The organism is Salinispora cortesiana (genome assembly GCF_000484695.1).
Classification (GTDB): Bacteria; Actinomycetota; Actinomycetes; order Mycobacteriales; family Micromonosporaceae; genus Micromonospora; species Micromonospora cortesiana.
Genome location: NZ_AXVR01000042.1, coordinates 18,910 through 43,893 on the forward strand (window position 1 = coordinate 18,910; position 24,984 = coordinate 43,893).

The window sequence follows — 24,984 nt, forward strand, 5'->3', positions numbered from 1 at the left end:
CGCCGATCATTGGTGCACCGGAACCCGAGCCGGCTCGTCCGCCGATTCCGGCGCCACGCCCAACCAACTGTGCAGGTGCTCCCTGATCTGCCGGCTCACCTCGTCGGCCGGACGGTCCGCATCCACCAGCACGAAGGTGGGGTGCTCCGGCAGACTCCGGTACGCGCGATCCGCCGCGATCAGGTACCGCATGCTCTCGTGGTCAGTGCCGCGCCGCTCGATCCGCCGGTACGCCTCAGCGGGGTTGACCGCCAGCAGGAACGTTACCTGTGGCCGGGGAAAGACCCGGTAGCCGAGCCGGGTCAGCCGCTCCCACCGGTGACCGCCATGCGCCCGAATGCTCGCGTACTGGCAGGCGGAGTAGCGGTCCATCACCGCGACCCGGCCGGTCAGCCGGCGCCCCAGCAGGGCGGCGGCGATGGCAAGCCACCGCAGAACGGACTCTGCGACCAGGAGACCGGCCCGCCCGAGGAGCCGCTGCGCGTCCCGCCGACCCAGCCGCCGCGCCACCCGGCCGAGGAAACGCCGGCCACCGGCATTGCGATGGTAGGTGGCGGGAAGCCCGGCCGCGGTCAGCTCGGCAGCCAGCCGGTGGGCCTGCGTCGTCTTACCCGAACCGTCGATGCCGATCAGGGCGACAGCACGCAGTCGGGCCCTGCCACGTGGCGTTCGAGCCCTGCCGCGTCGCAGTCGGGCCCTGCCGCGTCGTGCCCCCTTGGAATCGGCCACCCTGCACACGCTATCCGACCCACGCTCCCGCTCAATCGGCCGATCCACGACCTTTGGTGGTGGTTGACGTTCTTCCCGCGCGCTGCGCTAGGTGTGGCAGACCACGATGCCGGGTACCGACCTGACACTTCCGCCCGACCGCCAGGAACGGAGAGCCAGATGGCCGAGCGCGGGGCCGAGACCCTGGTGCACACGCTGAAAAAGGTCGTCGCCGTGCTCAAACAGGAAGATATCCCCTTCGCGCTCGGCGGCAGCTTCGCCGTATACGCGCACGGCGGCCACTCCAGCGAACACGACGTCGACTTCCTGATCCGGGAGGCAGACGTCGACCAGGCCCTGGGCGCCCTGGTCGCGGCCGGCTTCCTCGCCGAGCGCCCGCCCGAGGACTGGCTGGTCAAGGTCTTCGACGACGACCGCGTGGTGGACCTGATCCACCGACCCGTCGAAACCCCGGTGACGGACACGACCTTCGTCGAGACCATCGTCCGACCGGTGGACGCGATCCACATGCCGGTGCTCTCGGCAACCCAGCTGATGGTGCACAAACTGCTCAGCTTCTCGCAGCACTACTGCGACTTCGCCCGGGGCCTGCCCCTGGCTCGCTCGCTACGCGAGCAGATCGACTGGGAACGGGTATGCCGGGACACGCGCCACTCGCCGTACGCCGAGGCGTTCCTGGTGCTGCTGGACCGGCTTGAGGTAGTGGCGTACGCCGGCACACCGGAACGAAAGGGGACACCGTGACCGAGCACCGCGACGTTGACACGCGACGAGCGACCGACGCGTACGTGTCAGCCGAGATTCACCGGCTCCTCGCCGAGGACCCCGAGGTCGCCGAGCAGGGCATCACCGTGGTCCGCCGGGAACTCGGCCTGGTACTGCATGGCGAGGTGGAGAGCGCGCAGCGCCGGGACGAGATTCTCCGGCGGGTCGCCGAGCACTTCCCGGAGCTGGCGGTCACCAGCGACATCGGGGTAGTCCGTGCACAGCCGCCCACAGAAATCGAACAACTGCCCTGAGGGAGGCCCGATGGTGATCCGAATCGCCGCCGTGGGCGACGTGCATCTAGACGAGGACGTGGTTGGCCGCTTCCGGCCGGCCCTTGAGGAGTTGCCGAACCACGCTGACGTGCTGCTGCTCGCCGGTGATCTGACCCGCCACGGCACCGAGGCCGAGGCGCGGTGCGTGGCACGCGAGTTCGGTGGCCTGGGAGTGCCGGTGGTGACCGTACTCGGCAACCACGACTACCAGTGCGACGAGGTGCCGCAGGTGGTAGAGGTGCTTGAGGAGGCGGGAATCACCGTGCTGGAGGGCAACGGGACGGTGTTGGACTGCTCGGGCAGCCGGCTCGGCATCGCCGGGGTGAAGGGGTTCGGTGGTGGCTTCGCCGGGCGGTGCGCCGCCGACTTCGGCGAACCGGAGATGAAGGCGTTCGTGGGGGCCAGCACCGAGAGCGCGGACGCGCTCAAAGCCGCCCTGCATTCCCTCGACTGCGACCTGCTGGTGGCGCTGACCCACTACTCCCCGGTGCCCGACACGCTCGCCGGCGAGCCGCCGGAGATCTATGCCTTCCTCGGCTGCTACCAGCTGGGCCAGGCGATCGACTCAGCCCCCACCACACTCGCCCTACACGGACATGCGCATCACGGGACCGAACGCGGCACCACACCCGGAGGAGTACGGGTGCGTAACGTGGCACACCCGGTGATCAAGCAGGCGTACAGCGTCTTCCACCTGGGTGAGCACCTCGAACCGGGCGAGGTTTCCCGGATGGGCAGCCTGGGTACTCGGCCGGCGTGGAGCTGATTCTCTGGCTGATCTCGGTCGTCCTGGTGGTGGCTGGCATTCTCGCCCTGTTCCGGCAGCGGATCCTCTGGGGAGTCGTCCTCATCGTCGGTGGCCTGCTGGTCGGACCGGGCGGGGTCAACGTCATCAGCTGACGTGGAGCGGAACCACTTCCGGGTGCGCCAGAGCGCGCGTAGCTCCGAGGGGTCCGGCGGCCGACGCCGGTGGTGGGCCCTGATCAGCTTCGGCGCGGCCGTCTGCTGCGCTGCCGTGGTCGGCGGGCTGGCGGCCCGCGACAGCAGCGCCGACTACACCGACCTCGAGCTGCCTGCCTGGGCTCCTCCGGCGGGAGTGTTCGGCCCGGTCTGGACGGTGCTATACGCGATGATCACGGCCTCCGGCTGGCTGGTCTGGAGACGTGGCGGCTTCGGTGCCGCGTTCTGGGCGTGGGGCGCGCAGCTGGTGCTCAACGCCGTGTGGAGCCCTCTATTCTTCGGAGCCGGTCAGTATGGACTGGCGTTCGCCAACATTGTTCTGTTGTGGTCGGCGATCGGCGGGACTGTCCTGCTCTCCGGCCGGATTTCCCGGGTCGCCGCGACGCTGCTGCTGCCGTACTGGGCCTGGGTCTCCTACGCCGCCCTGCTCAACCTGGCCATCTGGCGGCTCAACGCCTGACCGGCCCGGCCCTGACATCGAATTATTCAGATCGTTACCCGCTCGTGTCGTCTTCGGGGTGGACCACACCAGCTGCAAACGCTTTTGTGTGGGCACGCCCATCGGACCGGCGCCAGGTCTGTCGCACTGACCCGCGCCGACCAGGAAGGAGGACGGCATGGCGGTCTTCGCCAGACCACGCCAAGCCTTCGCAATAGCTGGCGTGCTCGGCCTGGCTGTCAGCGCCACCGCCTGCGGTAGCGACGACAGCGCCAACGGCAGGGCCGATTCCCCAGAATGCGCGGTATACGAGCAGTACCAGGGCAACGGCGGCACCGAGGTCTCCATCTACGCGTCCATCCGCGATGCCGAGGCGGACCTGCTCGAGCAGTCCTGGGAGCAGTTCGCCGACTGCACCGGCATTGAGATCGACTACGAGGGCAGCGGCGAATTCGAGGCACAGCTCCAGGTCCGGGTTGACGGCGGCAACGCGCCAGACATCGCCTTCATCCCACAGCCGGGCCTGCTGAACCGCTTCGCGCAGGCCGGCAAGCTCAAGCCGGCGTCGGCCGAGACCAAGGCGATGGCCGAGGAGAACTACGCTGCCGACTGGCTGCGGTACAGCACCGTCAACGGCGAGTTCTACGGTGCTCCGCTGGGCTCGAACGTCAAGTCATTCGTCTGGTACTCGCCGAAGATGTTCCAGGAGCAGGGCTGGTCGGTGCCGACCAGCTGGGACGAGCTGATCAAACTCAGTGACCGGGCCGCCGCCGACGGCATCACGCCATGGTGCGTCGGCATCGAGTCCGGTGACGCCACCGGCTGGCCAGCCACCGACTGGATCGAGGACGTGCTGCTACGGACGCAGACCCCCGAGGTCTACGACCAGTGGACCACCCACGCCATTCCCTTCAACGACCAGCGCGTCGTGGACGCCGTCGATCGCGCCGGCACCATCCTGCGAAACGACAAGTACGTCAACGGCGGCTACGGCGGAGTGAAGAGCATCGCCACCACCTCGTTCCAGGAAGGCGGCCTGCCGATCCTCCAGGACGAGTGCGCCCTGCACCGACAGGCGTCGTTCTACGCCAACCAGTGGCCCGAGGAGAGCCGGGTCGCCGAGGACGGCGACGTCTTCGCGTTCTACTTCCCGCCCATCGACCCGGCGAAGGGCAAACCGGTGTTGGGGGGTGGCGAGTTCACCGTCGCCTTCGACGACCGCCCGGAGGTCCAGGCGGTGCAGACGTACCTCGCCTCCGGCGAGTACGCCAACAGCCGGGCCAAGCTGGGCAACTGGGTGTCGGCGAACACGAAGCTCGACCTCTCGAACGTGATCAACCCGATCGACCGGCTCTCGGTCGAACTCCTTCAGGACGAGCAGACGGTCTTCCGCTTCGACGGTTCCGACCTGATGCCCGCCGCCGTCGGCGCCGGAACGTTCTGGAAGGAGATGGTGTCCTGGATCAGCGGCAAGGACACCGCGGCGGCCCTGGCCGCCATCGAGAGTTCCTGGCCCAGCTGATCAACCCGCCCCGGTGGCCCGGCCCGACGGCCGGGCCACCGCCAGCCCACGCGTCCCCGGAGGGCGGATGAACTTCGACTTCGCCGACGAGGCACCGAAACTCGCCATGTTGCTGTACGGGGTGGTCGCCTTCGTGGCGGTCGTCGGTGGCCTCCTGCTGCTACTCGACGTCGTCCCCGCCCGGCTCGCCCGCCGTCGGCAGGCCCGGATCGCCGCGGCCGTCGCCGCCGGGACGCCGATCGAGCCGGGGCGGCGCCGCTCCCGCGAGGGCCTGTTCGCCCTCTTCTTTCTGCTACCCACGGTCCTGATGCTCGGCATCGGGCTGGTCATCCCCGCGATCCGCACCCTCGTGCTGTCACTCAGGAACGGTGACAGCACGCAATGGGTCGGGCTGCGCAACTACGGCTGGATGGTTGACCGGCCCGAGATCGTCGACATCCTGTGGAACACCGCTCTCTGGGTACTGCTGGTGCCGCTGCTCGCCACCTCGGTCGGCCTGATCTACGCAGTGCTCGTCGACCGCGCTCGCCTCGAGGCCCTGGCCAAGTCCCTGATCTTCCTGCCGATGGCGATCTCGTTCGTCGGCGCCGGCATCATCTGGAAGTTCGTCTACGCGTTCCGGCCCGCGGAGGCGGACCAGATCGGCCTGCTGAACCAGATCTGGGTGTGGCTCGGTGGTGAGCCCCAGCAGTGGTTGGCGAACCCACCGCTGAACACCCTGCTACTGATCGTGGTGATGATCTGGATCCAGGCCGGCTTCGCCATGGTGGTGCTCTCGGCCGCCATCAAGGCCATCCCCACCGACATGATCGAGGCTGCTCGCATCGACGGCGTGAACGCCTGGCAGCAGTTCTGGCGGATCACCCTGCCGGGCATCCGGCCCGCCCTGGTCGTGGTGGTGGTGACCATCTCGATCGCCACGCTGAAGCTCTTCGACATCGTCCGCACGATGACGAACGGCAACTTCAACACCAACGTGATCGCGACCGAGATGTACAACCAGGCGTTCCGCTACGGGCAGACCGGCCAGGGGTCAGCCCTCGCTGTCGTCCTGTTCATCCTGGTCATCCCCATCGTCATCTACCAGGTACGCAGCCTGCGCCGGCAGCGGGAGGTATGACCCCGTGACCACAACCACCCCGACGCGGGCCGGAGCCACGGCGCCGCCGACGATCGCCGGCCGCGTCCGCAGGCGGCTCAACACCCGCTGGGCCACCGCCGTGTCGATCGTGATCGCGATCGTCTGGACCATCCCGACCTTCGGGCTCCTAGTCTCGTCCTTCCGGCCCGAGAACCAGATCAAGACGACCGGTTGGTGGACGTTCTTCGCCGACCCACAGCTGACGCTGGAGAACTACGAGCAGGTACTCTTCGGCCGCTCCTCGTCGGCCGGCCAGCTGGCCAGTTACTTCCTCAACTCGGTCGTCATCACGCTGCCGTCGGTGCTGTTCCCGTTGGCCTTCGCGGCGCTGGCCGCGTACGCGCTGGCGTGGATCAACTTCCGGGGGCGGGACTGGATCTACATCGGAATCTTCGCATTGCAGATCGTCCCGCTACAGATGGCCCTGGTCCCACTGCTCAGCTTTTTCTCCCAGGGCGTCAGTGTCGGCGGCATCGACCTCCTGCCCGCCTGGAACCTCGAGGACGAGCAGCGCTTCATCCAGGTCTGGTTCGCCCACACCTGCTTCGCGCTTCCCCTGGGTGTCTTTCTGCTGCACAACTTCGTCTCCCAGCTGCCCCGGGACCTGATGGAAGCAGCTCGGGTCGACGGTGCCACCCACCCGAGGATCTTCCGTACGGTCGTGCTGCCGCTGATCACCCCAGCGCTGGCCGCGTACGGCATCTTCCAGTTCCTCTGGGTCTGGAACGACCTGCTGGTCGCGTTGATCTTCGCGGGCGGCGGGGACGAAACCGCGCCACTCACCGTCCGCCTCGCCGAACTGGCCGGAACCCGGGGCAACGAGTGGCAACGCCTCACCTCCGGCGCGTTCGTCGCAATCGTCGTGCCGCTGCTCGTCTTCCTGTCGTTGCAGCGCTACTTCGTCCGCGGACTACTCGCCGGAAGCATCAAGGGGTGAACCCCGCCCCGTACTACATGCGCCGGGCACGGCTGCGGAGCAGGACCCGCACCGCGGCGATGTCCCGCGGGGAGCTACGGGCGGCGAGCCAGTACATAACCCCGGTTGGCACGAAGAACAGCTGGAATGCGGCGAGCCCGACCGCGTAGTTCAATGGCGGCGGGAAGGCCACCCGCAGCCCATCGAACACCACCCCGACCACCCCGTTCCCGGCCGCCCGGCCGACCCCGTTGGCCAGGTTGCCGAGACTGTACACAGTGCCACGATGCTCCGGCGGGTTGACATCAGCGATCAAGGCGAACCAGTTCGGCGAGTTGGCCGAGGTCAGGGCGAGCGCCAGCAACGCCGTGAGCAGACTCAACCCGACCGTCGGCTCGGTCAGCACACTCGCCAGCACCGCCCGGACGATGGTGCCCGAGTCGGCTCCGTCGGGCACGTCAATGCGAATCGGCACGAAGAAGAGCACCAGATAGAACGGCAGCGCCGCGAGGATCCCGACCGCGGCGACCGTCGCCCGGCCGGACGGGGTACGGCGTTGCAGCGCATCGCCGACCAACCCGCCGACGATGGAGAAGACCCCGCCGAGCTGGAACAGGGTGGCGAATACGCTGCCCACCACGACCGCCGTCGCGGCCGAGTAGCCCTGCGCCTCGGCCCGTTCGATGAAGAGCACCGGCAGCCAGACCAGCGAGCCGAACGCGGCCTGCGCGGTAACCCCCTGCAGGATCAGCCAGCGATTCGTCCGTCGGTCCAGGATCCGCGGCAGGTCAGCCCGGCTGATCCGGTGGTCGTACTCGGCACCGCCGGCCAATCGGTCGGCCAGCTCCGGTTCGCTCTGACCCCGCCGAATATCAAAGGTGAACAGGTAGGCCGCGGTGGCACCGAGCCCCACGACGGTGAGCACCAGGAACGGACGTCGCCAGTCCGCCGCCCCGAGCAGGCCGCCCACCAGAGTGCCGGCCAGGGTGCCGACCCCCTGGGACAGCCCCCAGAAGCTCATCACCAGACCCCGTCGGCGGGGTGAGATCAAGTCGGTGACCACCGAGAAGCCCACCGAGCCAACGGCGCCGAGCCCCACCGCACCGACCACCTGAGCAGCCAGAAAGGTCGGATAGCTGCCCGCCACCGCGCTGCCACCAGTGCCGAACGCCCAGATCAGCGTGCCGACCATGAGCAGCGGCTTGCGGTTAGTGCGATCCCCGACGTAGGCCCAGCCCACCGCCGCCACCGCGCTGACCAGGAAGTTGGCCGCGGTGACCAGGCCGAGCAGGTGCCGCGACACATCGAGCGCGTCGGCGATCGAGCCATACAACGGCGGCACCAGGCCGATCGCCACGTTGTCCAGCGAGGCGAGCAGCACAAACACCACGACGCTGTAGAACCGGTGCGCCGGGCTGCCACCCCACGCCCGCACCGGACCACCGGTGGCCAAGGTCATGCCGGCAGCCAACCAGGGCCGGCTCACCGACCGGTCACCGGGGTGGCGACGGTGCGCTCCCCTGGTCGAGGACGTACTCCCGGGCCTGCGCATACCGGGCCCGAATCGCCGGCACCGGGTCCGCCTCGTAGGTTCGCGACGCGGCCACGGTCCACCTCGGCGGCTGCACCCCGCCCAGGACCGCCCAGGCGGCCTGGCGGGCGGCACCGTCGGCGACGTACTCGCCCGGGGGCGGCACGACCACCGGAACACCGAAAACCTGCGGAGCGACCCGTCGTACGGCGGCGGAGCGGGCACCACCACCAACCAGGATCACTCGCCGGACGGCGACGCCCTGCGCGACGAGGGCGTCCAGGCCGTCGGCGAGCGCGCAGAGCATTCCCTCGACGGCCGCGCGGGCCAGGTGCGCCGGAGTGGCGGTACGCAGCGTCAACCCGTGCACCGCGCCACTGGCGTCCGGCCGGTTCGGGGTCCGCTCCCCCGCCAGGTAGGGCACCAGAACCAGGCCGTCCGCCCCGGGTGGCGCGGACAACGCCAGGTCGGCCAGCTCAGCGAGGCCGACTCCAAGCAGCGCGGCGGCGGCGTCGAGCACCCGGGCCGCGTTGAGCGTACAGACCAACGGCAGATATCGACCGGTGATGTCGGCGAAGCCAGCGACGCTACCCGTCGGGTCCGCCGTCGGCTGCTCCGCGACGCCGCACACGGTTCCGGAGGTGCCGATCGAGACGACCACGTCGCCAGGGCCCGCGCCGACCCCGAACGCGGCGGCGGCATTGTCACCAGCCCCCGGACCGAGCGAGACTTCCGGCAGCCCCGGGGCTCCCGCGAGCACAGCCAGGTGGAGTCGGCCGGCCGACTCCACCGGACCGAGTACCCGGGGCACGGCCACCGTCCGGCCGAACGCCTGCTCGAGTAGGTCCCGGCGGTACGTTGCGCTGGCCGGGGACCAGTAGCCGGTGCCACTGGCGTCGCTGCGGTCGGTGCTCAGCGCCGCCAGACCGGGGGCGCCGGCGAGCCGCCAGGTTAGCCAGTCGTGCGGCAGGCAGACCGCCGCCACCCGGGCGGCGTTGCCCGGTTCGTGCCGGGCCAGCCAACGCAGCTTGGTGACGGTGAGGCTGGCGACCGGCACCACGCCCACCGCGTCCGCCCAGAACCGCCGCCCGGTGTCGCCCTCGCCCGCCTCGGCCACCAGGTCGGTGGCGGCGCCGGCGGAGCGGGTGTCGTTCCAGAGCAGCGCCGGGCGGACCACCGCGCCGGCATCGTCCAGGCAGACCATGCCGTGCTGCTGCCCGGCGACCGAGACCGCCGCGACGTCGGCGAGCCCGCCGGCGGCCGACACCGCCTCGTCCAGCGCCGACCACCAAGCCGCCGGGTCGACCTCGGTACCGTCCGGGTGCGGCGCCCGACCCTGGCGGACCAGGACACCGCTCTCCGCGTCTCGAACGACGAGCTTGCAGGACTGGGTCGAAGAGTCGACCCCGGCGACGAGCGGCACTCCGGCCCGCCTTCAGCGCGCACCGAGCAGATGCTCGACAGCGAGTTGGTTGAGCCGAACAAAGTGGTAGCCGCGGGCGCCGGCAGCAGTCACGTCGTACTCCTCGAAGGCAGTACGGTCGGCGCGGAGCCCGGCGTGGGTCTCGCCGGGGGCGAGGGTTGGTGTTGCCAGCTCATCCACCCGGCTCGTGGCCAGCGCCGCAGTCACCTCCGGGTCGGCCCGAAACGCCGCGGCCCGCTCCTTGAGGAGCAGGTAGGTATGCATGTTCGCCACGGCCGAGGCCCACACCCCGGTCCGGTCCTCGGTGCGAGACGGCTTGTAGTCGAAGTGCCGGGGACCGTCGTAAGCTGGCCCGCCGCCCGGACCGCCGTTCTCAAGTAGGTCGACCAGGGCGAAGGCATTGAGTAGATCACCATGGCCGAAGACCAGGTCCTGGTCGTACTTGACCCCATGCTGGCCATTGAGGTCGAGGTGAAACAGCTTGCCTTGCCAGAGCGCCTGAGCGATGCCGTGGGCGAAGTTGAGCCCGGCCATCTGCTCATGGCCGACCTCCGGGTTGAGACCGACCAGCTCCGGGCGGGCCAGGGTGGCGATGAAGGCGAGCGCATGCCCGACGGTCGGCAGCAGAATGTCGCCGCGCGGCTCGTTGGGCTTGGGCTCGATCGCGAACCGCAGGTCGTATCCCTGCGCCACCACGTACTGGCAGAGCAGGTCAACCGCCTCGCGGTAGCGGTCCAACGCGGCGCGGACATCCTTGGCGACGTCGTACTCGGCACCCTCCCGACCGCCCCACAGGACGAAGGTGCGCGCACCCAACTGCGCGGCGAGGTCCACGGCGCGCAGCGTCTTGCGGAGCGCGTACCGCCGGACATCCCGGTCGTTGCTGGTGAAGCCGCCGTCCTTGAACACGGGATGGGTGAAGAGGTTGCTGGTGACCATCGGGACCACCAGGCCGGTCTCGTCGAGGGCCCGACGAAACCGGGTGAGGTGGGCGTCGCGGGTGGCAGCGTCCGCCCCGAAGGGGAGCAGATCGTCATCGTGGAAGGTGATGCCGTACGCCCCCAACTCGGCGAGGCGGTGCACCGCCTCGACCGCGTCCAGCGCCGGTCGGGTGGCGTCGCCGAACGGGTCCCGGGCCTGCCAGCCCACCGTCCAGAGGCCGAAGGAGAACTTGTCGGCAGGAGTGGGATGGGGCGCCATGCCAGCCTCCGGGGTGTCGTCCGCCATGTTCTGTGGTTGGTTTACCAGACCGAGGCCGATACGCCCACGACACACACCACAGAAGCCACGAGGGAAAGGTCTTTGCGTACGGGCTGATCAACGAGTACCACCGGGCAGCCTGACACGACCTCCAAAACACCATTCAATGCCGGTAAACGGGTTTTGGCGCGGTCCACACTCGACCCGCGGGCGGGTCCAGTTCCGCCGCACGGGCGAGCAGCGCGCCCCGGTCGATGCAGTCGATGTTCGTCGCCGCCACGGTACAGGCGTAGGCCCCGGAGATCGCGCCGTACCGGGCGCACCGCCGGGCCGGCTCTCCTGCGAGCCAGCCGAGCAGGAAGCCTGCGGCGAAGGCGTCGCCCGCACCGTTGGAGTCCACCACCGGCGCCGGCGGATCGACCGCCGGAACATGGCTGAACTCGCCGTCGACCAGCAGGTACGCCCCCTCGGCTCCGGCGGTGGCCACGACCGTGCGGGCCCGGCCGCGTTCGACGATGCGCCGCATCGTCTGCTCGGGGTCGGCCAGTGCGGCCGACGACACGAAGACGAGGTCGGCCGCGTAGGCGAAGTCCTCGTGGTAAGGCTCGTTGCCGTCCCAGTTGTGCAGGTCCGTGGAGATGGTTACGCCCGCCGCGCGCAGCGTGGGCAGGGCGAAGGCGCACGGATAGGTGATCGACACGTGGGCGTGCCGGCTCGCCGCGGCGAGGGCGGTGACCGTCTCCACCGGGAGCCGGTCCCCCGCCACGGATCGACTGCTGTCGTACAGGGACAGCCGCCGTCCGTCCGGGTCGACGAGGTTGACCGCACGGCGGGTACCGGCCCGCAGCGGAAAGACGGTGAGCGGGATACCCCGCTCGGCGTGCAGGGCACGGACCAAGTCGCCCTCATGGTCGTCGCCGATCACATCGATGTGGTGGGTACGCAGGCCCAGGGCGTGGACCGCCATCGCCACGAAGTCGCCGGTCTGCCCCGCGCGGGTCGTGATCGCCGGCACCAGGTAGCTGTCGGCGAACGGAAGGGGCAGCTGCGGTGCGTAGACGATGGTATCCACGCCAGCGCCGCCCAGGACAAGGACGTCGATCTCAGTGCTCACAGGTACTCCTCAAGGGAAGTGGTACGGGGCTGGTGTAGATGCCGGCGACGTCCCGCCCACGGCCCAGGTAGACAGGGAGCGTTTGGGACCAGATCAGCCTCGCCGCTAACCTCGTCGACGAGATCGACGGAGCGCGCGAAGGTCCCGATGGCCGCCGAAGCACTCCTAGTACGCGCCGCGGCGGTTCAGCACCGCGCCGAAGGTCTTCCACAGGATGGTCAGATCGGCAGCGAGGGACCAGTTCTCCACGTAGTAGAGGTCGAGCCGGACGCCGTCCTCCCAGCTCAGGTCAGACCGGCCACTGATCTGCCAGAGGCCGGTCATGCCCGGCTTAACCAACAGCCGCCGGGCGACATCGCCGTCATACCGGGCGACCTCCGAGGGCAACGGCGGGCGGGGGCCGACCAGGCTCATCTGCCCGAAAAGGACGTTTACCAGCTGTGGCAGCTCGTCCAGCGACCATTTGCGCAGCAGTCGTCCGACCCGGGTCACCCGGGGGTCGTCACGCAGTTTGAACAGCAGGCCGTCGGTCTCGTTCCGCGACGCCAACTCCGCCAGCAGGGCGTCGGCGTTGACCACCATCGTGCGGAACTTCCACACCCCGAACTCCCGGCCCCCCTGTCCGACGCGGGTCTGCCGAAACAACACCGGTCCCCGGCTGTCGGCCAGCACAGTCAACGCGATCACCACCAACAGCGGCAGCAGCAGGGTCAGGGCGAGGAGCGCGGACGCGCGGTCGACCAGTCCCTTCACCAGTTTACGGGCGCCCCGGAACTCCGGGGCCTCGACGTGGATCAGCGGCAGCCCGGCCACCGGGCGAGTGTGGATCCGGGGTCCCGCGACATCGGTCAGTGCCGGGGCGACCACCAGATCAACGCCCGTGCTCTCCAGCTGCCAGCCAAGCCGACGCAGTCGGGTGGCGGTCAGTTCGCCGGAGGCGGTCACCGCCACGGTGTCGGCGCCGATGGCGGCGGCAGCCGCCGGGATGCCCCGAAACGAGCCCACCACGGGCACTTCCCCCAGCTGCTGCGGAACCGGAGCGAGCAACACATCCGGAATACACGCCCCGACTACCTGGTAGCCCGCGTACGGCTCGCGCCGCAGCGTGTGCACCAACTCCAGAACGTGCGCGGTGTCACCGACCGCAAGGACTTTCCGAGACCAACCGCGGCCCCGTGAGCGGAAGCGATGCAGTCTCTTGCGGGCAGCGAAGCGGGCCAGCACGAGCCCGACAACGCCGGCGGCGAAGGAGGTGACGAGGAAGCCCCGGGGCACGCCGACGTCCAGGACCCAGCCGGCGATCACAATCCCCCCGGCGAGGCGCAGACTGGCCACACTCACCCGTCGATACTCGTCGGCACCATAGCCGACGACCCGATCGTCGTAGCAGCGAAACGTCTTGAGCGAGACCAGCCACGCCAGCACCAGGCCGGGCGCCAACAGAATGTGGGGGAGCTCGATGGCGTCGAGGGAACCGATGCTGAAGCCGGCGAGGTACCCGGCGAGAACGGCGAGGCTCAGCACCGCGGTGTCGAGCACCAACAGGGCCCGGAGGTAGGATCGCAGGGCGGCACGCGTCCTCGGCGGAGACAGGCCGCCCGCCATTGACCGGCCGGGGGTCAACAGCGTCGCCGAGTTCACCGACCCCTCCCCACCTCACCTCGCCCCCGGTGGTCACGGCCGGAGAACGGCCCGGTGGTCCGAGCCAAGGATGGCCTGGTTCCCGCCGGAACAACGACATCCTGCCCCGAGCATTATGGACACGGATTCTTTCCGACGTATTGCCGTCACTTTGCGCGGCCGCCGCCCAGCCGACTCCGGCCCGCCGCATCGGCTCGGCGCCAGCGGCGGACTCGATGCTGAGCCTCGGGTCAGGAGTCCGTATCGCGCAGCGCGATGGCCTTCAGGAAGATGTCGCCAATCTTGGTCGGGTCCTCGGTGATGAAGGAGCCGCCGCCGGTGACCTTCGTGATCGACTCCAGCTCGGCCTTGCTGACATCCGCGCCGATCCCGATCAGAACCACCTGTACCGGCCGCTCCGGGTCCTTGATCCGCTCCAGTTCGGCGATCAGTTGCTGCTGGCTGATGCCGTTGTCGTCGTCATTCTTACCGTCGGTGAAGAGGACGATCGAATTGACCTGCCCCTGATCCCAGTCCTCCTGGACCGCCTCATACGCCGCGAGCACCGTGTCGAAAAGACCAGTGTCACCCCGGGTCGGCTGGATCTGGGTCAACGCCGCCTCAAGCTCGTTCCGCTGACCGCTCAGCGGACCGATCTCGACGAGCCGCCGGTAGTCCCGCCCGCTGCCCAGGTTGGTCGAGAACTCCCACAGCCCGATCTCCCAGCTGTCATCGAAGAGGTGGAGCCCACGCCCCGCGGCTTCCAGGGTGACCTGCTGACGGCTCGCGCCGTTGGCGCTCGCCACGGGTTCCCGCATCGAGCCGGAGACGTCGATGACGCAGAGCATTCGGCCGGACTGGGTGGCGATCGACCAACTGGAGACCGCTCGCTCGACCGCCAGTGGATCCAGTTCGACGGTGGCGCTGCCATCATCGGCCGCCGGGCTCGACGCCCCTTCGGGCGCACCGGCACCCCAGGTACCATCCGGCGCCCGCAGCGACAACGACGCCAACCGATCCTTGAAGCTGGCCGTGGTGAGCACGTCGAACAGCATCCGGGCAGCCGATACCTTGGCCGAACCGATACCCGGCAGCACCGCATACGGATAGTCCAACGGTGTCGCCGCCGGCTTGGGGTAGAGCGCGGCCAGCGGCACCGCCGGCTTCCGCGCGTTGTAGGAGAGCAGATCCTCCTCAGACAACGCCGCCGCGCCGAGACTACCGGCCAGCGTGGTGGCATCTGCGGAGGTGGGGAACTGTGCGAGCAGTTCCTGGCGCAGCTCCGCGCTGCTGGCCGACAACGCACGCAACGCGCCGACAGTCGCCGCCTGCCCGTCCCCCCCAACCGCCGCGGCGGCGGCGCTCAACGCGAGTAGACCGGAGAGGCCGGCGGCATCCCGGGTCGGGTTCACGGTGCCGGCCTTGAGTGGCTCAGCGCTGTTGACTTGGCCGACCAACGCAGACCAGGTGAGCTCCTGCGCCGGCCAGCCGAGCCGGGAGGCAACCGGCTCGGGCACCCCCACGACCACCGGGCTACGGGCGATCGACGCTCCGTTACCCGGGTCGAAGGCGGTCGCGCCACCGCTCTTCAGCCGGAGCAGCCATGCCGACGAGTCGGGCACCCAGACATCCGGGCTAACCGCGGCGCCGCTGACCCGGCCCACCCCGGCCAGGATGGCACCGTGTTTGGTCGCGACGGTGGCGGCGATCTCGACCGGCTCGGCTGCGGTCACGCTTACCTCAACGCAGGTGCCGTCAACCGCCGCGCCCTCGCTCTCCCACTCGGTCGCCGCGGCGTCAACCGCCGGCGCCAGCTCCGCCGCGACCGCGACCGCCAGCTCGACCCGACCGGAGCAGCCTGGCGAGGCCAGCTGCCGGTAGCCGAAATATCCACCAGCAGCAATGAAAAGCACACCGACAGCTGCGGCGACACCGGCGGCGCGGGTCTTCGATCGGATGCGATGGCGGCCTGGAGACACGGGACCATCTTCCGGACCCGGCCAAGCAACGGCTACGCCCGTTCGGACGAAGTTACGCAGACGCAACCGCCGGCCCCAGCTTCAACTACGCTCCGTGAGACAGGGAACGCGATGCGTTCGGACGCTCTGTCCAGGGCAGGACACAGGTGGGGCTCGGGACCCGCACCGGCTCACCGGCCGGTGCCGGCACACCGGTCGCCGGGTCGACCCGGAACACGCTGATCAGGTCGGCCCGCTCGTCCGCGACGTACAGGTTGGCGCCGATCCGGGCGAAGTGCCGGGGCCACTTCCCGCCGGAGTCCACCTCGTCGACCAGCACCGGCAGCTCGCCGTCGAGTGCGAAGACGGCGATCGTGCCGACACCCCGGTTCGCGACGTAGAGGAACCTCCCCTCCGGCCCGACCGCGACCTCCGAAGGCTGCACCTGCCCCGGCCGCCCGCTGGCCGCAACCCGGCCACTCAAGCGCAGGGAGACGTCCGTGGTGACCTCCCCGGCCAGGACCGAGCCGTCCAGCTCCCCGACCAGCCAGCAGCGTCGTCCATCCGGATGACGGGCCAGATGCCGGGGCCCGACACCAGCGGCGGTGCGCACCCGTGGAACCCGCGGATGTAGCCGCCCCGTCACGGCATCGAGCTCGTACCGGTAGACCGAGTCGGTCCCGAGGTCGACCACGAGCAGCGGCCCTCCGTCTCCGCCCGAAGCGACCATGTGGGTGTGCGCCCGCTCCTGCCGCTGTGGGTCCGGACCGTGGCCCTCATGCCGGACCAGGTCGGTGCTTTCCCCGGGCACCCCTTGCCCGTCAAGCGGAAACACCGTCACGCTCCCGTCGCCGTAGTTGGCCACGAAGAGGTGCCGACCATCGTCGGCGACCACGAGATGGCAAGGATCGGCGCCACCGGTGGGCCGGCTGCCCAGCGTGGTGAGATCCCCGTCTGCGGCGACTCGAAACGCGCTGACCCCGCCGTCGGTCACCTCGTTGACCGCGTACAGGACTGGCAGGTCCGGATGCCGGGCGAGGAACGACGGTGCCGGGGTGACCGCGACCGTGCCGAGCGGTATAAGCGCACCCGAATCTGGCTCCCGCTGGGCGACGACGATCCCCTCGCCGCGGCCCCCGGCACCCGCCGTGTAACAACCGAGATAGACGAACGCACCCTGAACCGCCACCGGACCACCCTCCGCGCCGACTCCTCCGATCCAACCAGAGGTTCGCCCACGCCGCGGCGCAGCACACCGGAACGCCACCGCGGGGCTCCACGCCCGGAGCCGGCCACCACGCTGGCCGGTAGCTCACCCGCGGCGAGGCGGGTGCCCGCCCCGGCTGACACGGGTCAGGCCGGGACCCGCTCCCCATGCTGCCGGGCCACATGTTCGACGAGCGCGATCAACACCTGCTTGGCGGACTGCCGTTCCCGGGCGTCACAGAGCAGCATCGGCACGTCGGCGTCCAGGTCCAACGCCTCGCGTACGGTCTCCAGGCTGAACCGGCGGGCCCCGTCGAAACAGTTGACCCCGACCACAAACGGAATACCCCGCTGTTCGAAGTAGCCGATGGACGGGAAGCAGTCGGCCAGTCGCCGGGTATCGGCGAGCACCACCGCGCCCAACGCCCCGAAGGCCAACTCATCCCAGAGGAACCAGAACCGATCCTGTCCCGGCGTGCCGAAGAGATAGACCAGGAGATCTTCGTTGATGGTGATTCGACCGAAGTCCATCGCCACGGTGGTGGTGGACTTCGCCTCCACGCCGGCGAGATCGTCGGTGCCGATCCCGGCGTCGGTCAGCATCTCCTCGGTCTGGAGCGGACGAACCTCACTCAAGGCGCTCACCAGCGTCGTCTTCCCCGCGCCGAAACCCCCGGCGATGAGGATCTTGAGCGCGATCGGGATGTGGGCACCGGTTCTTGGGAGTTCAGAGCGCACGGAGTCCACTGACCACCGCCTTGAGGATGTCGTTGTCGGGCAGGTACGGGCCGGCCGAGGGCTGGTGGACCGTCACCAGGCCTCGGTCCACCAAGTCACCGAGCAGCACCCGGACGACGCCAACCGCCAGGTCGAGGCCGGTCGCCAGTTCGGCCACCGGGACCGGCCGGGCAGCCAGCGCCACCAGCCGCCGGTGCTCGGGGTGCAGGTCGAGATGTACGGCGGGTTGGGCGTTCCGGTCGGCGAGGACGTACGCGACCAGGTCGAAGCCGCCGGCAGCCCGCACGCGCCCCCCGGTCAGCGTGTAGGGGCGCACCACCGGACCTGCGTCGGCGTCCAGCCACTCATGTGGCGTGCCGGACTCAGCCCACATCGCCGGTGCCCGCCGTTGGCCGAGCCGGGATGCTCATCGTCTCGCCCACCCGGGTCACCAACATCGCCATCTCGTACGCCACCAGCCCGATGTCGGCGTCTGCATCACTAACCACAGCGAGGCAGGCGCCCTGGCCGGCCGTGGTCACGAACAGAAATGCCGATTCCATCTCGACGACAGTCTGCCGGACGGGACCACCGGTCACATGCCGGCTCGTGCCCCGGGCCAGGCTAGAGAGGCCAGAGGCGAGAGCGCACAGGTGCTCCGCGTCGTCCCGTTCCTGCCCGGCGGAGGCCCCCAGCAGCAGCCCGTCGGCGGAGAGCACCACCGCCTGCCGGGCGGGCGGCACCCGCTCCACCAGTTCGTCGAGCAACCAGTCGAGATCAACATTCTGCCTGGTAGATTGCAGCATCACGCGTCCCTCTCAGTTGCGGTCGGGGATTCGAGATCGTCCGACGGATCGATCGACCGAGGGCCGGTTCCGGCCTCGGACATTGATACTCGGGCGGCGGCAACCCGACGTCCCCTCGTCGTGCCGGCTTGTAGCTCCGCCATGATCCGGCGGGTTTCCTCCGGTGAGCGGGGGGTCGGTTCCGACGATGGTGACTGCCGACCGCCCACGGCTGGCTGCTGCACCGTCGGCCCATCCACGGCCGGCCCAGACCGCCGGGCCTCGGTGGCCGCCACGTCTGGACCGTTCGTGGAGTGAGACCCGCCGTGCGCGCCGGCTCCGGCTGCCCCCGCCGGCTCTGGCCTGGTCAGTCGTTCCTGCCCCGGCTCCCCAGCGACGCCAGCGGGCGGCACCGTCGCACCCACCCGGCTCCGCGGTCCCGCCCCCGGGCGACGCCGGACCCGCCGCGGCAGCCCATCGATCTCGCCGGCCACCTCGACTGGTGCCGGGCCGACATCGGCCATGGCCGACTCGCCGGCAGTCGGGACCGACGGGCTGTCGGCGAGCACCAACGGCTCCGACCCTGCGGCCAGCCGACCCGGTGTCTCCCACCGGGCTGCCGGAGATCCCAACCACTCCTGCGCACCGGGGGCCAGACCCGAGGGCAACGGCTCCTCGGCGACCAATTCGTCCGGGATACGAACAACCGCGGTCAGACCAGCCGACTCGGACCGACGCAGCCGGACTCCTACCCCGTGCCGGGCGGCCAGCCGGGCCACCACGAAGAGCCCGAGCCGGTCGGTCCGGGTTGGGTCGAACTCGGGCGACGAGGCCAACAACGAGTTGGCGTCTGCCAAGGCATCGGTGCTCATACCGAGGCCTTGGTCGGTGATCTCGAAGATGTATCCGTCGGCCCTGCGCACCCCGGCGACCTCGACCCGGGTCCCTGGTGGCGAAAACCGGGTGGCGTTCTCGATCAACTCGGCGAGCAGGTGGATCAGGTCACCCACGGTCCGGCCGACGAGGCCCGCCGACTGCACGCCGCCGATGTCAACCCGCTTGTACGCCTCAACCTCGGAGAGCGCCCCCCGAATCAGGTCGACCATGGCGACCGGGTTGCGCCAGCCCCGGCTCGGAGCCGAGCCAGCCAGAATCACCAGGTCCTCCGCGTGCCGCCGCAGCCGGGTGGCAAGGTGGTCTACCTGGAAGAGGTCCGCCAGTTCGTCCGGGTTCTCGGCGCGTCGCTCCATCCGGTCGAGCAGGGTGAGCTGGCGGTGCACCAGCCCCTGGCTACGCCGGGCGATGTTGAGGAAGACCTCGTTGAGGCCACGGCGCAGCTTCACCTCATCCTCGGCAGACCGAATAGCGGTCCGCCGCACCTCGGTGAAGGCACGCCCCAGCTGGCCGATCTCGTCCGTACCGAAATCGACCGACGGCGCCTCCCGTTCCACATCCACCGTCTCACCGTGACGCATCCGCGCCACCAGCTCGGGCAGCTGGCGTTCCGCCCGTTCGAGTACGGTGTGCAACCCGGCCAGCCGGCTCGCAAGGGAACGGCCGACCCGAACCGCCACCACCAGGGAGACCACGACTGCGACGAGACCCAGCAACCCGGCGGACGCGAGCAGCAGAAAAACGCGTATGGCCAGGGGTTTCGACCGATCGGCCAAGCCATCGGCCTGGTCCAACTCGTAGTCCCGCATCGCCTGCTGGACCGCGTTGTAGTCGGCCTGCCAGGTAGCAGCCACGATCGGCAGCTGATCGGCGGAGTTCTCGATCAGGAGTTCCTGCATCTGATCCAGTCGGCGAAACTCCGCCTGCTCGGTCAGCTGCTGATACGCGCTACGTTCCGCCGCCGGTAGGTCGGCTACCGCCGAATCGGCGAGGAAGCGCTGGTTGACGATCGTCTGCACGAGTTTCCGGCGCTCGCCCTCGGCCATGCCACCTGAGACGAATGCTCCGGCCAGCAGGGCATCGGCCTGACCGAGCAGTTCGCGGGAGTGGCCGAGCGCGGTTACCGCCAACGCCTCCCGGTGCAGCGCCGGGTCCGGCAGCGCTGACAGCGCCGCGAAGGCCTGGAAGGCCGACGAGACCATTCCGCTGTAGAGATCAACAACGTCGGACTGGCCCACCTCCCTCCGGTCGATCTGACCACGCCCGGCCGGCAGCGCGTCCAGGGCGACGAGGAGGCGGTCCAACCGAACATCCAACAGGTCGCTGGTGGCATCCCGAAGGTCATCACCGGCAGCTCGACGACGCAGTTCGGCGATCGCCTCGTCCGTGTGCCTCCGCTGTTCGTCGAGGCCAACCTCGGCGGACTCGGCAGCCAGGTACACAGCCGAGAGGCGACGTTCGCGTTGCAGCTCGGCAACGACCGCCTCGCCGGGCCGCCCGAACTCATTGAGGAGGGTGCGGGCGGAGAGCAGGCTCTGCGCGGGCCCAAACGTGAGCGTGGTGGCGAAGATCCAAAGTGCGATGAGCGCGGACACCGGCGCCACGACCAGTGCGGTCAGCTTGGAGCGGATCGGCCAGTCGTGGGTGTTCAATCAGGACCTCGTCCAGCTGGTGGGAGCTGCGGGGGACGCCGGCGCAGGCCGGACAGCACCCGCCGGAGCGCGCCCCAAAGTCGGGCCAGGACGTCATCGACGGTCGCCTTGGGCAGGATACGGAATCCACGCCAATTCCACTACCGCCCGTCTCGGTCCCGAACACATAGGACGGAAACCGTTCGCCCGAGCGACGCAACGGCCAACGTCCGCTCCACCGCCAGCAGAAAGAGCACAGCCATGGCACCCTGCCCGGAAGGCCACCCTCGACGCTAGGACCTCCATGCGTCGCCCGTCCGCTTTCCCGCTGTCCGGCTTCTTTGTCAGCAAACAACCATAATGAACGATTCCTCGACGCGGCACCGAAAAGTGCGCCCGACCGGGATTGATGAGCTGCCTCAGGTGGGAATACCCAAGGCAGCGGAGGAGCCAGGTTGAGGAGACGAGAATGCGCCAGGACGAGCAGCAGGCCGACACCGAACGCCCGGAGGGCGCACCCTTCGCAGCCGTACCAGCACGACCGAAGGGTGGTCGACCCACGACCGTGGACGAGAACGACCAGCGCGTCGCCGTGGACGGGGACCGGGACGACGACCGGCCCGAATTCCACCGGCCGGGTCCGGTCCCGAGCGCCCTCGGTGCGCCCTCGGTGGGCGGGGCGGTCGCCGCGTCCGCGCTGGCCGGCGGGGCAGAGAAGGCTCCGGACGTGCGCGACGAATCAACCGCCCGGCCCGGCGACGGTGCCGTTGACGTTGCGCGAGAAGGCTGGCGGGCGGACCCGACGGCCGAGTTCCGCGGTGGCCCGGGGTGGGTGCAGCGACGGGCCGAGCGAGCTTCGACAGCTGCCGAGCCCCCCACCGCTGAGACCCACCGCGAACAGCGGGGGGACGGCGCGACCCAGGCCGTCGGCTCCGCCGCCGAGCAACGGCCCGATGCGGGTGGCATGGCACCCGATGCACGGGGTACGCGGGAAGGTAGCGCACGTACGGACGGGAGGGCGACACCATGACCGATCGGGACCGGTACCGACCGTTGGAGGAGAGCGCTGAGGCAGCTGCGGCGGTCGAGGACGACACCGGCGTCCCCCAGCTGATGACCGGCGGGGGTGGCGACCGGAACACCCCCGCCTTCGCCGCCGCTGGGGAGCAGGCCGACGGCGGCGCGTCGACCGAGGACCTCCTTGGCGACCCGTACGGCGCCGGAGCCGGTGGGGACGCCGTCCACACCGGAGCGGAGCAGCCGTGGGAGCCGGAGGATCTGGTGGCGGCACGCGGTCAGGACCTGACACCGGAGAATGTTGAGCGGGCCCGCCGAGACCTGGTCGAGAAGGGCCGGGCGGCGATCGAACGTACGGTCCCCTGACCACGTAGCCGCCGGCGCCCCGGACCCGATCGAGCTGATCGGGTCCGGGACTCGGGGAACCCGCCGCCCAAGCGCCTCACAACCCCAGCGGCTGGGCGCCAAAATCAGGACAGCGGCGGGTGGGCGTTCTGCATGAGTTGCTGGAGCTGCGCCGGGAACCAGGCACCGGAGATCGGCGCATCGGGCAGGGCCCCGGTGGGGTTGAAGCCGTTACGGGCATTGCCCTCGTACGTCGGGTCGCACATCCGGTCAAAGCCCTTGCCATCGTCGTTCGGGATCTCCTCGCTGGAGCCGTCCGACTCACCCGGCGGCTTCACCCAGACGTAGGCATCGATGCCCGGCTCCGGCGCGGCCTGCGGCCGCTCGCCCAGGCCCGCGCCAGACTGGTTGCACCAGTTGCCGGCGTGGATTCGTCGATCAACCCGGCCTCCGTCGACGTAGCTGTCGACGTCGGTCATCGGTCCGGGGCCAGCTGGTCGGGCGCTGCCACCCCAGCCGTTGCGGGAGGTGTCAATCAACATTCCCACTTCCGAGTCGAAGCCCTTCACAACCAGTTCGTCCCGGAATGCCTGCGCAAACGTCAGCTCGTCCACGTACTGGTTCCAGTCCACCCACGTGGACTGGCGGATCGTCTGACCGTTGACCGTGTCGGTGATCTGGAAGTAGGGCTCGCGCAGTGCCGAGTAGTTGGCGGTGTTGACGATGAAGCCATGCACGTCATCGACCGTGCTGCCGGAGGCGGTAGCGGCTTCCTTCAGGAGCAGGGCGACCGGGCTGAAGTTGGTGTCCCAACCGATCCAGCCGTGGTGGGCCGCGTCCACGTAGTTGTAGACGTTGCTGATCGCACCCAGGTTGGCCAGCGCGTAGCCGATGCCGTTGACGTAGGCGCCGTTCTGCTTGACGAGGTCACAGGTCGGAGTGGCACCCGGGTTGCTGCCGGTGTTGGCGTGCAGATTCGGCAGTGAGTCGATCTCGATGATGTTGATGATCCGGAGGTCCTGGTACGCCGGGTCACTCTGGATCGCCGCGATTGGGTCGATGAATTCGGCCTGGTAGCGAGGCAACTCGTCCGGCGCCAGTTCACCGTTCGAGGCGAGCGCAGCGCAGTCCCGACCGGGCAGGTTGTAGATGACGAACTGGATGTAGTCCGCACCCTGGCTCAGCGCCTCATCCAGGTGATCGCGTACGCCCATCGGGCCGTTGGACTGACTGTCGTCGGTGCCTTCGATGGCCGCGATCCGGTCGATCCAGACGGCGGTCGGCGTGTTCGACACCCGGTCACCGCCCGGAACTGACTCGGCCTTGGCCTTCCACTCCGGATTCACGTAGCCCACCGCGTTCAGGTACGGGTTGTCCACTCGGCCTCCGGGAGGCGCGGTGGTGGGTGGTGGGGTCGTCGGTGGTGCCGTGGTGGGAGGTGGGGTCGTCGGCGGTGCCGTGGTGGGGCCACCGCCGCCGATGCAGGCCACTCCGTTGAGGGTGAACGACACCGGCTTGGGGTTACTGCCACTCCACGAGCCGTTGAAGCCGATCTCAACGGTGGCGCCGCTGGCTACCGAACCGTTGTACGACTCATTCTGGGCAGTGACGTTCTGCCCGGACTGGCTATACCGGGCCGACCAGCCGTGCACAACCTGCTGGCTGCTGTTCGGGAAGGTGAAGCCAAGCGTCCAGCCGTCGAGCGCCTCCCCGGTGTTCTTGATACTGAGGGAGGCGGTGAAACCGCCGGGCCAGTCATTCGTGGTATACGAGACCTCACACTGGGTCGCGGCGTGAGCCATGGTGACCGGCAGGGTCACCAACCCACCTACGACCAGGATGCCCGCGCCAGCCAGCGCGAGGGACGGGCGCGGGCCGGCGAGTCTTCTCCACACATTCATGCCACAGATCTCCTTGGGCGAGACCGTTCCGCGGACGGCCCGGCCTACTGACCCGGTGAATGCCGACGTGGGCAGCCACCGATGCCAGCGGATGCTTCCGGGGCCGTCCTGGACCGGGTGGTGGTGGTCTTTGCAGAGCTGTGAAGCAGGTCGGTCGGATCGGCAGGATGATCGCCCGGCGAACCGGTTGCCCTCGACGCCCCTGCCGCTGCGTGGTGCGGCTCACCATGTAGGTCGATTTTCCCATGGGAGCGCTTCCATCGCAATCCCTCGACGGGATCGCGCCGACCGAACCCCTTCCACCGACTCGAGCAGCAACAAGAGCGCCGCAACACAGGAAGGGCCTACACCCGTCAGTCAAGACCGCAAGCCACCAACCCCTACATAACCCCTAAAGCGGGAAAGGCGAAATTTCCCCTTCATAAGTTGTGAAACGGACTAACGTCTGCCCTAGCTCGGTTGTCGCCGAGTTCAGGACAACAGGGGATGGAGTGACGCACGTTATGGCAAAGAAGCTGCTCGGGAAGGTCGTGGCAGGTGCGGCCCTCGGCGGTGCCTCCCTGCTCGTGTGCGCACCGGGAATCGCGGTCGCGGACGATCACCACCGTAAAGATGAGGGCAAGGTCGTAGCCAAGCCACACGAGGTCAAGGCCGGCCACGAGGTCAAGCTGATCCAGTTCTGCCCGACGCCGCAGGAGCACGCCTACGTCTGGTCGAAGGTGACCGGCAAGGTCAAGCTCAAGCCAGCGCACGACCGGGACAAGGGTCGCGACCATAAGGGCGATTGGGACGACAAGAAGGACTGGGACGACAAGCGCCACGACTACAAGGGCGACTACGACCACAAGAAGGACTACGACCACAAGGACCACCGCGACCACAAGGACGACTGGGA

The 24,984-nt window shown here is 69.2% G+C and carries 23 protein-coding genes and 1 pseudogene; 11 read left to right on the forward strand and 13 right to left on the reverse strand.

Going from position 1 to position 24,984, the window contains the following annotated elements; genetic code table 11:
* Positions 1-6 precede the first annotated feature (6 nt).
* On the reverse strand, positions 7-729 hold the full coding sequence (locus K228_RS0117560; RefSeq protein ID WP_025619616.1) for a dTMP kinase: 723 nt from the start codon (positions 727-729) through the stop codon (positions 7-9).
* A 159-nt stretch (positions 730-888) separates the two neighbouring features.
* Between K228_RS0117560 and K228_RS0117565 the strand changes: the two genes are divergently transcribed.
* From K228_RS0117565 to K228_RS0117600, 8 genes are all read left to right on the forward strand, one after another.
* Positions 889-1,473, forward strand: coding sequence for a nucleotidyltransferase family protein (locus K228_RS0117565; protein ID WP_025619617.1), 585 nt, complete (start codon positions 889-891; stop codon positions 1,471-1,473).
* Positions 1,470-1,748: a hypothetical protein gene (locus K228_RS0117570; RefSeq protein ID WP_025619618.1), complete on the forward strand. Its 279-nt coding sequence runs from the start codon at positions 1,470-1,472 to the stop codon at positions 1,746-1,748. The genes K228_RS0117565 and K228_RS0117570 overlap by 4 nt, the downstream gene beginning before the upstream one ends.
* A gap of 10 nt (positions 1,749-1,758) precedes the next feature.
* On the forward strand, positions 1,759-2,535 hold the full coding sequence (locus K228_RS0117575) for a metallophosphoesterase family protein (RefSeq protein ID WP_025619619.1): 777 nt from the start codon (positions 1,759-1,761) through the stop codon (positions 2,533-2,535).
* Positions 2,526-2,669, forward strand: coding sequence for a GPGG-motif small membrane protein (locus K228_RS28905; protein WP_018222899.1), 144 nt, complete (start codon positions 2,526-2,528; stop codon positions 2,667-2,669). The genes K228_RS0117575 and K228_RS28905 overlap by 10 nt, the downstream gene beginning before the upstream one ends.
* A 1-nt stretch (position 2,670) precedes the next feature.
* Positions 2,671-3,189 (forward strand): TspO/MBR family protein, encoded by a 519-nt coding sequence (locus K228_RS0117585; protein WP_025619620.1) that lies wholly within the window; start codon positions 2,671-2,673, stop codon positions 3,187-3,189.
* 157 nt (positions 3,190-3,346) lie between these two features.
* Positions 3,347-4,690 carry an ABC transporter substrate-binding protein gene (locus tag K228_RS0117590; protein WP_025619621.1) on the forward strand — a complete coding sequence of 448 codons (1,344 nt, stop codon included), beginning with the start codon at positions 3,347-3,349 and terminating at the stop codon, positions 4,688-4,690.
* 67 nt (positions 4,691-4,757) lie between these two features.
* Positions 4,758-5,810, forward strand: a complete 1,053-nt coding sequence (locus tag K228_RS0117595; RefSeq protein WP_025619622.1) for a carbohydrate ABC transporter permease — start codon at positions 4,758-4,760, stop codon at positions 5,808-5,810.
* Between the two features lie 4 nt (positions 5,811-5,814).
* The gene (locus K228_RS0117600) at positions 5,815-6,768 is read left to right on the forward strand and encodes a carbohydrate ABC transporter permease (protein WP_025619623.1); all 954 of its coding nucleotides are present in this window, start codon (positions 5,815-5,817) and stop codon (positions 6,766-6,768) included.
* Positions 6,769-6,781: 13 nt separating this feature from the next.
* On the opposite strand, the gene K228_RS0117605 is transcribed toward K228_RS0117600, so the two are convergent.
* The 11 genes from K228_RS0117605 to K228_RS0117655 form a co-directional block, all read right to left on the reverse strand.
* Complete coding sequence (locus K228_RS0117605) at positions 6,782-8,206, reverse strand: MFS transporter (protein WP_025619624.1); 1,425 nt, start codon at positions 8,204-8,206, stop codon at positions 6,782-6,784.
* Between the two features lie 34 nt (positions 8,207-8,240).
* Positions 8,241-9,701 (reverse strand): xylulokinase, encoded by a 1,461-nt coding sequence (gene xylB / locus K228_RS0117610; protein ID WP_025619625.1) that lies wholly within the window; start codon positions 9,699-9,701, stop codon positions 8,241-8,243.
* Between the two features lie 12 nt (positions 9,702-9,713).
* Positions 9,714-10,901 carry a xylose isomerase gene (xylA, locus tag K228_RS0117615; protein WP_025619626.1) on the reverse strand — a complete coding sequence of 396 codons (1,188 nt, stop codon included), beginning with the start codon at positions 10,899-10,901 and terminating at the stop codon, positions 9,714-9,716.
* Positions 10,902-11,064: 163 nt separating this feature from the next.
* The gene (locus K228_RS0117620; RefSeq protein WP_025619627.1) at positions 11,065-12,015 is read right to left on the reverse strand and encodes an adenosine kinase; all 951 of its coding nucleotides are present in this window, start codon (positions 12,013-12,015) and stop codon (positions 11,065-11,067) included.
* Positions 12,016-12,180: 165 nt separating this feature from the next.
* Positions 12,181-13,656: a sugar transferase gene (locus tag K228_RS0117625; protein WP_025619628.1), complete on the reverse strand. Its 1,476-nt coding sequence runs from the start codon at positions 13,654-13,656 to the stop codon at positions 12,181-12,183.
* 230 nt (positions 13,657-13,886) lie between these two features.
* On the reverse strand, positions 13,887-15,614 hold the full coding sequence (locus tag K228_RS0117630; RefSeq protein ID WP_025619629.1) for a VWA domain-containing protein: 1,728 nt from the start codon (positions 15,612-15,614) through the stop codon (positions 13,887-13,889).
* An 85-nt stretch (positions 15,615-15,699) separates the two neighbouring features.
* A complete protein-coding gene (locus K228_RS0117635) occupies positions 15,700-16,782 on the reverse strand; it encodes a lactonase family protein (RefSeq protein ID WP_025619630.1) in 1,083 nt (360 codons plus the stop codon).
* A gap of 164 nt (positions 16,783-16,946) precedes the next feature.
* Positions 16,947-17,546: a GTP-binding protein gene (locus tag K228_RS0117640; protein WP_025619631.1), complete on the reverse strand. Its 600-nt coding sequence runs from the start codon at positions 17,544-17,546 to the stop codon at positions 16,947-16,949.
* Positions 17,527-17,910 carry a DUF742 domain-containing protein gene (locus K228_RS0117645; protein WP_025619632.1) on the reverse strand — a complete coding sequence of 128 codons (384 nt, stop codon included), beginning with the start codon at positions 17,908-17,910 and terminating at the stop codon, positions 17,527-17,529. The genes K228_RS0117640 and K228_RS0117645 overlap by 20 nt, the downstream gene beginning before the upstream one ends.
* Entirely contained in the window at positions 17,900-18,325 is a 426-nt protein-coding gene (locus K228_RS0117650) for a roadblock/LC7 domain-containing protein (RefSeq protein ID WP_025619633.1), read from the reverse strand. The genes K228_RS0117645 and K228_RS0117650 overlap by 11 nt, the downstream gene beginning before the upstream one ends.
* A complete protein-coding gene (locus K228_RS0117655) occupies positions 18,322-20,847 on the reverse strand; it encodes a sensor histidine kinase (protein WP_025619634.1) in 2,526 nt (841 codons plus the stop codon). Before K228_RS0117655 ends, K228_RS0117650 begins: the two co-directional genes overlap by 4 nt.
* 448 nt (positions 20,848-21,295) lie before the next feature.
* Between K228_RS0117655 and K228_RS0117660 the strand changes: the two genes are divergently transcribed.
* Positions 21,296-21,856 carry a hypothetical protein gene (locus K228_RS0117660; RefSeq protein WP_025619635.1) on the forward strand — a complete coding sequence of 187 codons (561 nt, stop codon included), beginning with the start codon at positions 21,296-21,298 and terminating at the stop codon, positions 21,854-21,856.
* Positions 21,853-22,209, forward strand: a complete 357-nt coding sequence (locus K228_RS0117665) for a hypothetical protein (protein ID WP_025619636.1) — start codon at positions 21,853-21,855, stop codon at positions 22,207-22,209. Before K228_RS0117660 ends, K228_RS0117665 begins: the two co-directional genes overlap by 4 nt.
* Positions 22,210-22,313: 104 nt before the next feature.
* On the opposite strand, the gene K228_RS0117670 is transcribed toward K228_RS0117665, so the two are convergent.
* Complete coding sequence (locus tag K228_RS0117670) at positions 22,314-24,089, reverse strand: glycoside hydrolase family 6 protein (protein WP_025619637.1); 1,776 nt, start codon at positions 24,087-24,089, stop codon at positions 22,314-22,316.
* Positions 24,090-24,592: 503 nt separating this feature from the next.
* Between K228_RS0117670 and K228_RS0117675 the strand changes: the two are divergent.
* A pseudogene (locus K228_RS0117675) lies at positions 24,593-24,984 on the forward strand (hypothetical protein); the annotation flags it as partial.